Source organism: Rhodoferax sp., assembly GCF_025354435.1.
In the GTDB taxonomy this organism is placed as follows: Bacteria; Pseudomonadota; Gammaproteobacteria; order Burkholderiales; family Burkholderiaceae_C; genus Rhodoferax_B.
This window is the reverse complement of record NZ_JANXMU010000033.1, coordinates 1-10,543: the sequence shown is the minus strand read 5'-3', so window position 1 is coordinate 10,543 and position 10,543 is coordinate 1. Positions and strand designations below refer to the sequence as shown.

The window sequence follows — 10,543 nt, the reverse complement described above, 5'->3', positions numbered from 1 at the left end:
GTGAATTCGATCTCGCGGATGCCGCCGCGCGACAGCTTGACATCGTTGGCCCGCTCGGGGCGGCCCGCACTGCGCTTGGCCGAATGGTCGCGGATCTGCTGGTGCAGATTACGCAGCGCGTCGAACACGCCGTAATCCAGGTAGCGGCGGAACACAAACGGCAGCACCACGGTGCGCAGCGCGCTGGCGTCGGTGATGCAGCTGCGCGGGGCCACCACCCGGCTTTTCAGCCAGGCAAAGCGTTCCCATTCGCGGCCCTGTTCTTGCAGGTAGTTTTCCAGCGCGTCCATGGACACTGCCACCGGGCCGGAATTGCCGTGCGGACGTAGCGCCAGGTCGACACGGAACACAAAGCCGTGTTCGGTGGTGTCGCCCACCAGTGCGTAGATGATCTTGACGGCTTTGCAGAAGTATTCGTGGTTGCTGGTGCGGCCCCGGCCCTCGGGCATGTCGGTCTGGCCTGCGGTGTCACCGTCATGGTTGTAGACGTAGATCAGGTCGATGTCGCTGGACACATTCAGCTCGCGCGCGCCCAGCTTGCCCATGCCCACTACCCACATCTGGGCCCGGCTGCCGTCCGGGGCCAGGGGGGCTCCGTGCTGGCTGTCGAGCTGTGCAAAGGCGTGGGTGCAGGCGGCATCCAGGGCGATTTCGGCCAGGTCGGTGACGGCACGGGTCACCACTTGCAGGGGGGCCTGGTCATCGCAGTCGAGCACCACCAGGCGTTCCATCACCAGTTGGCGCAGGCTGCGCAGGGCGGCCCCGGTGTCCAGCCCGGTGGCGCGCAGGGTGACCAGCGTGGCTTCCATGCTGGCGCGTTCCGGCGGGCCGGGGGGCAGCAAATCAAGCTGGCTGGCGTAACGGCGGCGCAGGCGCTGCACAAAACGCGAGTGGCCGGACAGGGCCTCGGTAGGTGCGGGGATGCTTAACAAAGTAACACCGTAAAGGGATTGGCCTGCTGCGGGTGCGGCTGCCGTGGGAGTGATAATTCTGATTGCATCCATGTGTCCAATGACTGAGTCCAAGCCTATCTCCAGCACTTATCCCACACGCCTGCTCCGACTGGCAGCCACTGCCGCATCCTGGTGCCTGGGCTTGGTGGTGGCGGCTTGGCTGGTGCTGGCCTTGGCCTGGGGGGCCTTACACGGCTGGATTGTGCCGCGAATTGGCGAATTTCGCCCATGGCTGGAAACCTATGCCACGCAGGCGCTAGGGATGCCGGTGCGCATCGGTGCCATATCGGCCGAGTCGGAGCACCTGTTCCCCTCGTTTGAGCTGCGCGATGTGGCCTTGCTGGACGGCCAGGGGCGCGAGGCGCTGAAGCTGTCGCGGGTCACGGCCACGCTGTCGCCCGCGTCGCTGCTCAAGCGCGGTTTCGAGACCCTGGGTATCGAGCAGCCCGAGCTGGATGTGCGCCGCAGCGCAGACGGCACCATTTTCATTGCCGGGCTGGATGTCTCGCACACCGGCAGCGGTGATGGCCGCGCCCTGGACTGGCTGTTTGCCCAAACCGAGCTGGTGGTCCGCGGCGGCACGGTGCGCTGGACCGACGAGCAGCGCGCCGCCCCCCCGCTGGCCCTGAGCGGCGTGGACTTTGTGATGCGCAACAAGGGCTTGGGCCACAGCCTGCGCCTCGATGCCTCGCCCCCCGCCGATTGGGGCGACCGTTTCAGCCTCAGCGCCCAGTTCCGCCAGCCCTTGCTCAGTACCCACCGGGGCCGTTGGCAAGACTGGGATGGCCCGGCCTACGCCAGCCTGCCGCGGGTCGATGTGTCGCAACTGCGCCGCTATGCCGATGTAGGGGTGGACGTGGTGGAGGGCGTGGGGGCTTTGCGGGTGTGGGTGGATATCCGGCACGGCCAGGTGACCAGCGGCACCGCCGATGTGGCGCTGGCCGGTGCCCGCGCCACTTTGGCCGCCGGGCTGCAGCCACTGGCGCTGCAGTCGCTGCAAGGGCGTATCACCCTGCAGCAGCAGCCGGGCAGTGTGGCACTGGCCACCGAGGGCCTGCAGTTCAGTACCGACGACGGGCAGGTCTGGCCGGGAGGCAATGTGGCGTTGCATCTGCAAGACGCGACCCCGCGCCTGCCCGTGCAAGGCGAATTGCGCGCCGACCGGCTGGACCTGGCCTTGCTGGCGCACATGGCCAATAGCCTGCCGCTGGGTCCGGTCACCCACCGCATGCTGGCCACCTACGAACCCCAGGGGCTGGTAGAGCACATCGAATCCCGCTGGAATGGCCCCATGGCCGCCCCCACCAGTTACAGCGCCAAAGGCCGTATCTCCGGGCTGGATGTGGCCGCAGGCCTACCTGCCGCGCCCAGTCCGAAAGACCTGGTGCCACTGGGCCGCCCGGGTGTGCGTGGTGCGGCGCTGGACTTCGACATCACCCAGGCTGGGGGCAAGGCGGACCTGCGCGTGGCCCAGGGCGCGCTTGACCTGCCGGGCCTGTTCGAAGAGCCGGTGGTACCCATGGACCAACTCTCGGCCACGGTGGCGTGGCAACAGCAGGGCGATGCCCTGGCGGTGCAGGCCAGCGACGTACGTTTTGCCAATGCCGATGCCGAAGGCGTGTTGCAGCTTAAGTGGCACACCAGCGACCCCGCGCAGTCGGGCAGCCACGCGCGCTTTCCGGGTGTGCTGGACCTGCAGGGCCAGCTCAGCCGGGGTGCGGCCGCGCGGGTGCACCGCTACCTGCCCATGGAGCTGCACGCCGACGTGCGCCACTACGTGCGCGACGCGGTGCTGGCGGGCCGTGCCAACCAGGTGAAGTTTCGCGTCAAGGGCGACCTGTACGACTTCCCGTTCACCAAACCCCGCCAGGGCGAGTTTCGCATTGCCGCCGAGGTGCGCGATGCCACCTACGCCTACGCGCCCGCCAGCCTGCACCCGGCCAGCGCTTTGCCTTGGCCCGCGCTGGAACAGTTGTCGGGCGAGCTGGTGTTTGACGGCAACACCCTGCAGATCAACCGCGCCAGCGGCACCTTGGCCGGGGCCACCGGGTTCCAGATGACCCGGGCCGAGGCCCAGATTGCCGACCTGAACCACAGCGTGGTGGTCTTCAAGGCCCAGGGGCGCGGCCCGCTGGCCGACATGCTGGGCGTGGTCAACCGCTCGCCGCTGGCCGAGATGACCGGCAATGCGCTGGACCAGGCCACCGCCAGCGGCCCGGCCGACCTGCAACTGCGCCTGCAACTGCCGATTGCCAACATGGACAAGAGCAAGGTCCAGGGCAGCATCACGCTAGGCGGCAACGATGTGCAAATCAGTTCCAGCAGCCCGCCGCTGGGCCGGGCGCGTGGGGTGGTCAACTTCTCGGATACCGGCTTTGCAGTGGTCGGCGGCCAGGCCCGGATGCTGGGCGGCGACGCGAAGATCGAAGGCGGCATGGCCGATGCCGCGCGGGGGGTGCAGATGAAGGTGCAGGGCGTGGCCACGGCAGAGGGCTTGCGCCAGGCCACCGGGCTGGGAGCGGTGGCACAAATTGCCCATTTCGCCAGCGGCAGTGCGGCCTATACCGCGGCGGTGGGCGTGCGCCAGGGGGTACCCGAAGTCAATGTCACCAGCAATCTGCAGGGCGTGGCGCTGAACCTGCCCGCGCCGCTGGCCAAAGCCGCCGACACCGTGCTGCCTTTGCGGTTTGACAACCTGCTGCTGCCCGGCACTGGTGGGCCGCTGCGCGACAGCCTGGCGCTGGAGCTGGGGGCGGGCGGGTCGGTGGCTTCGGTGGTCTATGTGCGCGATGTTTCCGGCGCGGTGCCCCAGGTGCTGCGCGGCACCGTCTCAGTGGGCCTGCCGCCCGGCGAGGCGGTGCTGATGCCCGCCGAGGGCGTGTCGGCCAACATCCATGTCGATACCGTGAGCGCCGATGCCTGGCAGACGCTGGCCGCCAAAGTGGCCGACATGCCCGGTACTGGCAGTTCCGCCCCAGCCAGCAGCGGCACCAGCGGCTATATCCCCACCACCCTGGCCGTGCAGGCCAAGGCCTTGACTTTGGGCGGCCGCACCCTGCACCAGCTGGTGCTGAGTGGCTCGCACTTTGCCACCACCTGGCGTGCCAACATCGATGCCCAGGAACTCAATGGTTACGTGGAATACCGCCTGCCGGCCGATACCAGCCCCGGCCGCGTCTATGCCCGGCTGACCCGGCTGACCCTGGCCCCCAGCACCGCCACCGAAGTGGAAACCCTGCTGGACGAGCCCTCGGACACCGTGCCCGCGCTAGACATCGTGGTGGACGCGCTGGACCTGAAGGGCAAAAAGCTGGGCCGTGTCGAGGTAGAGGCCGTCAACCGGGGCGGCCGCGCGGGCGGGGTTGGGCTGGTCGATACCGGGGTGCGCGAATGGCGGCTGAACAAGCTCAGCATCACCAATCCCGATGCGCAGCTCAGCGCCACCGGCAACTGGGTGGCCTTGGGCAACCAGGGCGCACCCAACGGTGCCGGGCGCGCGACCCGTGCCGCGCCTCGGCGCACCTCGCTGAACTTCCACCTCGACATTGCGGACGCGGGACAGCTGCTGGCCCGCTTTGGCATGCCGGGGGTCGTACGCCGCGGCAAGGGCCAGATGGCCGGGCAGGTCAACTGGGTGGGCTCGCCGCTGGCGCTGGACACCGCCACTTTGGGCGGGGATTTCAACCTGGCGGTCGACAGCGGCCAGTTCCTGAAGGCCGACCCCGGCCTGGCCAAGCTGCTGGGCGTGCTGAACCTGCAGGCCCTGCCGCGCCGCCTGGCGCTGGACTTCCGCGATGTGTTCAGCGAAGGTTTTGCGTTCGACTCGGTACGTGGCGACGTGCAGGTGGACCAGGGCCGTGCCACCACCAACAACCTGCAAATGAAGGGCGTGAACGCCGCCGTGATGATGGAGGGCAGCGCCGACATTGCCCGCGAAACCCAGGACCTGAAAGTGCTGGTGGTGCCCGAGATCAACGCCGGTACCGCCTCGCTGGTGGCCGCGGTGATCAACCCCGCCATTGGCCTGGGCACGTTTCTGGCACAGTGGTTCTTGCAGCGCCCGCTGAGCGAAGCGGCCACCCAGCAATTCCACATCGACGGCACCTGGGCCGACCCCAAAATCACCAAGGTGCCGCACAAGATGTTCGGTGCCAAAGTCGAGGCCCAGGCCCCCACCAAACCGGAACCTACGCCATGAAAGTCGCCGCCATCCAGATGGTCTCGGATACCCATTTGCCGACCAACCTGGAGCGCGCCGCCGCCTTGCTGGCCGAAGCGGCGGCCAGCGGTGCCGAGTTGGCCGTGTTGCCTGAGTATTTTTGCCTGCTGGGCCAGCGCGATACCGACAAGCTGCAGATCCAGGAGGCCTTGGGGGCGGGCCCGATCCAGGACTTTTTGGCCCGCACGGCGCGCCAATTGGGCCTGTGGATTGTGGGTGGCACCTTGCCCCTCACTGTGGGCGACGGTAGCCGGGTGCGCAACAGCAGCCTGGTGTTCGACCCCAGTGGGGCCTGCGTGGCCCGCTACGACAAGATCCATTTGTTCCGCTTCGACAACGGGCAGGAACGCTTTGATGAGTCGCGGGTGCTGGAGCCGGGGGCCGAGCCGGTGTTGTTTGAGCTGCTTGCACGCGACGGCCAGCGCTGGCGCATAGGTTTGAGCATCTGCTACGACCTGCGCTTCCCTGAGCTGTACCGCAGCTACGCTGCGCAGGGGGTCGATCTGCTGCTGGTGCCCAGCGCCTTTACCCATACGACGGGGCAGGCCCATTGGGAATTGCTGCTGCGCGCCCGCGCAGTTGAAAACCTGGCCTATGTGCTGGCCCCGGCCCAGGGCGGCTTGCACGCCAACGGCCGCCGCACCTGGGGCCACAGCCTGCTGGTAGACCCCTGGGGTACGGTGCTGGCCGAGCGCGCTGAAGGTGAAGCGGTGGTGCTGGGCACGCTGGATGCCGCCCGCCTGGCGCAGTGCCGCAGCCAGTTGCCCGCCCTGGAACACCGCACCCTATGAAGCTGGCACAGGCCATTTCGCGGCGCAAGCTGGCCCTGCTGTGGCTGCTGATGCTGACGCTACTGGTGGTGGTGCTGGGCACCCTGGTCTGGCTGGCCGAACGGTTTGAGTCCAGCCAGGTGCAAAGCCAGCTGGAACGCGATGCCGCCAATGTGGTCAACGATATCCGCAGCGGCCTGACCCGCAATGTGCAAAGCCTGCAGGCTCTGCACGCCCGCGACCCTTCGCCCGCAGCCTGGTCTGCCGATGCGGCCGATCTGCTGCGCGACCACCGCGAACTGCTGCGGCTGGAGTGGCGCAACACCGCGGTTGCCGAGGTGGCGGCGGTGGATTCGCCCTACCGTCCGCCGGTGTTTGAAATACTGGGGCGTATCGCCACCCAGGCCGATGTGTCCCTGGCGTGCGCCACCGCACAGCGCTTCAACAGTGCGGCCTATTCGGCCAATTATTTCTTGCCGCAGCGCGACAGCCTGGGGATGGAAGTGATTGAGCTGTGCATTCCGCTGGTGGTCAGCGGGCAGGCGCGGGGCTATGTGGTGGCCACCTACTCGCTGGCCGAGGTGCTGAGCAGCCTGGTGGCCCGCCAGCTCACCCGCAGCCAGGAGGTGTCGTTTGCCGAGGCCGATGGCGCGCGTCTGGCCCTGCGGGGCGTGGCCCGCCGGGGTACGCCGGTGTTTACCGCCCGGCAACTGCTGGACCTGCCCGGCAACACCATGGTGGTGCGGCTGGACAGTTGGCGTGGTGCGCCGGGCGTGTTCCCCAACCTGATGATGGTGCTGGTGGTCCTGATGTCGCTGGCGCTGCTGGTGGTGACCGTGCTGCTGGCCCGCGACACCCGTTTGCGCCAGCGCGCCGAGCTTGGCCTGGCCGACGCGCTAGCGTTTCGCAAAGCCATGGAAGACTCGCTGCTCACCGGCCTGCGCGCCCGCGACCTGCAGGGCCGCATCACCTACGTCAACCCGGCGTTTTGCCAGATGGTGGGGTTTTCGGCCGATGAACTGCGGGGCCACAGCATGCCCGCGCCCTATTGGCCGCCCGACCTGGCCAGTGAATACCAGCAGCGCCAGGAAGTCCGCATGGCCGGTAACGCGCCGCCGCGGGAAGGTTTTAGTTCGGTGTTCATGCGCAAGGATGGCAGCTTCTTCCCGGTGCTGGTGATGGAAGCCCCGCTGATCAACGCCCACGGTGCGCACACCGGCTGGATGAGTGCCGTGGTGGACATCACCGAGCAGCGCCGCGTGGAAGAGCTGTCGCGCACCAGCCAGGACCGGCTGCAGGCCACCGCCCGGCTGGCCACGGTGGGCGAGATGGCCTCGCTGCTGAGCCACGAGCTGAACCAGCCGCTGGCGGCCATCTCCAGCTACGCCACCGGCTCGCTGAACCGGCTACAGGCCGGGGGCGCGGCGCTGGATACCGCCGATCTGGCCGTGGCCATGCGCCGCATTGCCGAGCAGGTGGAACGTGCGGGAAAGCTGATCCGCAGCGTGCACGACTTTGTGCGCCGCCGCGCCAAAGTGCGCGAGCCGGTAGCTCCGCAGGTGCTGCTGGATGCCATCTTGCCGCTGGTGCAGTTGCAGGCCCGCAAGCTGGGCGTGCAGGTGCAGCTGGACGTGGCCGACGCGCTGCCGCCCGTGCTGTGCGACCGCTCCATGGTCGAACAGGTGCTGCTCAACCTGACCCGCAACGCCATGCAGGCCATGGAGCACCCTGCGGTGACCGAGCGGGTGCTGGTGCTGCGGGTGGCGCAGGCGCAGGAGTGGGTGGAGTTTTCGGTGTCTGACCGGGGTCCCGGCATCCCAAGGGAGGTGGCCGAGCGCCTGTTCACCCCGTTTTTCACCACCAAAGACGAAGGCATGGGCCTGGGCCTGAGCCTGTGCCGCACCGTCGTCGAGCAGCACGGTGGCGCGTTAAGCTACGCGGCCAACCAGCCCCAGGGCACCGTGTTTCGATTTACCCTGCCGATCTCTGAATGAATGTGAGGCCCTGATGCAACCCGTACAAGATGCCACCGTTTTCATCGTCGATGACGATGCCAGCGTGCGCGATGCGCTGTCGTGGCTGCTGCGTTCACGCGGGCTGTTCAGCGAAGGATTCCCCAGCGCCGAGGCCTTCGAGACCATGCTGGCTACCGGCTTTGTGCCGCGCCAGGCCTGCTGCCTGCTGCTGGACGTGCGCATGCCCGGCATCAGCGGGCTGGCGCTGTTCGACAAGCTGATTGCGCGGGGGCTGCACCAGCCCATGCCGGTGATTTTTTTGACCGGCCACGCCGATGTGCCGACGGCTGTGGATGCGGTCAAGCGTGGGGCTTTCGACTTTTGCGAAAAACCGTTTTCCGACAACGCGTTGGTGGACCGCATCGAGCAGGCCCTGGCCCAGTCGGCCCTGAACTTGCGCGCCCGCGATGGTCGCCAGCGCCTGCAAACCCGCCTGACCGAACTGACCGAGCGCGAACGCGATGTGATGCGGCTGGTGGTGCTGGGCCTGCCCAACAAGCTGATTGCCGACCAGCTCGACATCAGCGTGCGCACGGTGGAGGTGCACCGGGGCCGGGTGTTCGACAAGATGGAAGTGAAGTCGGCCGTAGAATTGGCCAATTTGCTACAAAAAATGTAGCTGCTAGCGTAGGCTATTCCTGCGCTGGAGGCTTATTTTCTTTAGATTTCTCCACGATTTCGCCATTTTTGCGGCCCGAGAACATGGTCCACCAGACAATCAGCACCAGCGCCAAACCGGCCAATAGCGCTTCCAATAACAGCAAGACCATGAATCGAATCCTTCAGCAATGTATCGTGGCCGCGATTGTAGGAACCCTGGCCGCCTGCGCCACCCGCCTGCCCGAAGCCCCTAGTCCGGCCACCCCTGCGCTGCCCACCGCACCCGTCCTGCCCGAGGCCCCGCCGTATGTGGTGCCCGGCGATACCGGCCCCTTGCCAGCACCCATCACCCAGGGCAAAAGCCGCTGGACGGCGGTGCGCTGGGCTGAATTGCCCGGTTTTGGCCAGGACGCGTTGCACGAGGCCTGGAACGCCTGGATCAAAAGCTGCGAACGCCCTGGCCCGGTCCAGGCCCCGTTGTGCAAAGAGGTGCGCGGCCTCAGCATCGGCAGCGGCGATGAGCAGCGCGCCTGGATGGTCGCCCGCCTGCAGCCCTACAAAGTGGAGCCGCTGCAGGGCAGCTCGGACGGCCTGCTTACCAGCTATTACGAACCGCTGCTGGACGGCACCCGCAACCCCACCAGCGCCTCCGCTGTACCGCTGTACCGCCCACCGGCCACTCTGGGCCAGCGCAAGCCCTGGTACACCCGGCAAGAAATGGAAACCCTGCCCGAGGCCAAGGCCCAACTGGCCGGGCGCGCGATTGCCTGGCTGTCCGACCCGGTGGACGCACTGGTGCTGCAAATCCAGGGCTCGGGCCGCTTGCGTATTACCGAGCCTGACGGCAGCCTGCGCCTGGTGCGCCTGGCCTACGCGGGCACCAACGACCAGCCGTACAAAAGCGTGGGCCGCTGGTTGCTGGACCAGGGGCTGATCCGGGATGCCACCTGGCCCGGTATCAAGGCCTGGATTCTGCAAAATCCGCAGCGCGTGAACGAGCTGCTGTGGAGCAACCCGCGCACGGTGTTTTTTCGCGAAGAAGTGTTGTCGGAGTTTGATGCGGCCTTTGGCCCCCGGGGTGCGCAAGGCGTGGCCCTGACCCCCGGCCGGTCGATTGCCGTTGATCCGGCCAGCATTCCCTATGGCACACCGGTCTGGTTGGTGTCCCCCGGCCCTTGGGCGCCCCTGCAAAAACTGGTCTTTGCCCAGGACACCGGCAGCGCCATCACGGGGGCCGTGCGGGCCGATTATTTCGCCGGTTGGGGACCCGAAGCCGGCGAGCTGGCCGGGCGGCTCAAGCAACCCCTGAAGCTATGGGTGCTGTGGCCGAAGTAAGGCAACGGCCCTACGGCCTTCAGAACTTGTGCGTCACGCCCATGCCGAAACGGGTGGCATCCAGCGTGGTGCTGCCGTCGGCACGCGTAGCCTTGAGCTGGCGGGCAGCGGTGTAGAAGCGGGTGCGTTTGGAGATGTCGTAGGTGGCCATCAGGCTCAGCCCGTGCGCATCCACCACTTTGCGGCCCGCGCTGTTTTCGGTCATCGCACTGGCGTAGCCCACGGCCACGGTGGCATCGCCAAAGGGCGCGTCCAGGCCCAGCTGCCATTCCCGGGACTTTTGCGTGCCGGTGACGCGTTCATCTCTTTGGCGCTGCATGGCGCCGACCAGGCGTGCCGGGCCGAAGTTGTAGTGGCCGGCGACCAGGTGGAACGTGTTCTTGCCGGTGGTGTAATGCTCTAGCTGGCGCGCATAGCCTATGCGCAGCGGGCCTGAGGCGTATTCCACATGGCCGGTGAGCAGGCGTGGTGCATCGGTGGCGGTGGTTGCGCCTTCGGGCGCGCTGTAGCTTAAGGCAATGCTGAACAAGGCCATTCAAAATGGCTCTTCCGGGGTACTGATAACAAGAATGCGCCGAATCCGGCCAAAACGAGTCGTTTTCTAACCCCTTGGGGCTAGGTTCGCGGGCCTTTGGGCCCACTTTGCGCCCC

Annotated in this window: 7 protein-coding genes and 1 pseudogene; 5 read left to right on the top strand and 3 right to left on the bottom strand. The window is 67.1% G+C overall.

Features of this window, described 5'->3' with window-relative positions; translation table 11 throughout:
- Positions 1-1,004: pseudogene (locus Q0T48_RS08835) on the bottom strand (glutamine-synthetase adenylyltransferase); the annotation flags it as partial.
- On the opposite strand from Q0T48_RS08835, the gene Q0T48_RS08830 reads away from it, so the two are divergent.
- The 4 genes from Q0T48_RS08830 to Q0T48_RS08815 are packed head-to-tail and all read left to right on the top strand — an operon-like array spanning position 1,003 to position 8,576.
- Positions 1,003-5,151: a YhdP family protein gene (locus tag Q0T48_RS08830; protein ID WP_295955254.1), complete on the top strand. Its 4,149-nt coding sequence runs from the start codon at positions 1,003-1,005 to the stop codon at positions 5,149-5,151. The pseudogene Q0T48_RS08835 and the gene Q0T48_RS08830 sit on opposite strands and share 2 nt — an antisense overlap.
- Positions 5,148-5,963 (top strand): carbon-nitrogen hydrolase family protein, encoded by an 816-nt coding sequence (locus Q0T48_RS08825; protein ID WP_295955251.1) that lies wholly within the window; start codon positions 5,148-5,150, stop codon positions 5,961-5,963. The genes Q0T48_RS08830 and Q0T48_RS08825 overlap by 4 nt, the downstream gene beginning before the upstream one ends.
- The gene (locus Q0T48_RS08820; RefSeq protein WP_295955247.1) at positions 5,960-7,936 is read left to right on the top strand and encodes a PAS domain-containing sensor histidine kinase; all 1,977 of its coding nucleotides are present in this window, start codon (positions 5,960-5,962) and stop codon (positions 7,934-7,936) included. The genes Q0T48_RS08825 and Q0T48_RS08820 overlap by 4 nt, the downstream gene beginning before the upstream one ends.
- 13 nt (positions 7,937-7,949) lie before the next feature.
- Positions 7,950-8,576, top strand: a complete 627-nt coding sequence (locus Q0T48_RS08815) for a response regulator (RefSeq protein ID WP_295955245.1) — start codon at positions 7,950-7,952, stop codon at positions 8,574-8,576.
- A 13-nt stretch (positions 8,577-8,589) separates the two neighbouring features.
- On the opposite strand, the gene Q0T48_RS08810 is transcribed toward Q0T48_RS08815, so the two are convergent.
- A complete protein-coding gene (locus tag Q0T48_RS08810) occupies positions 8,590-8,727 on the bottom strand; it encodes a hypothetical protein (protein WP_295955243.1) in 138 nt (45 codons plus the stop codon).
- Here Q0T48_RS08810 and Q0T48_RS08805 point away from each other — a divergent pair.
- The gene (locus tag Q0T48_RS08805) at positions 8,726-9,892 is read left to right on the top strand and encodes an MltA domain-containing protein (protein WP_295955240.1); all 1,167 of its coding nucleotides are present in this window, start codon (positions 8,726-8,728) and stop codon (positions 9,890-9,892) included. The two genes, Q0T48_RS08810 and Q0T48_RS08805, sit on opposite strands and share 2 nt — an antisense overlap.
- A gap of 19 nt (positions 9,893-9,911) precedes the next feature.
- On the opposite strand, the gene Q0T48_RS08800 is transcribed toward Q0T48_RS08805, so the two are convergent.
- The gene (locus Q0T48_RS08800; RefSeq protein WP_295955239.1) at positions 9,912-10,427 is read right to left on the bottom strand and encodes a porin; all 516 of its coding nucleotides are present in this window, start codon (positions 10,425-10,427) and stop codon (positions 9,912-9,914) included.
- Positions 10,428-10,543: the final 116 nt, after the last annotated feature.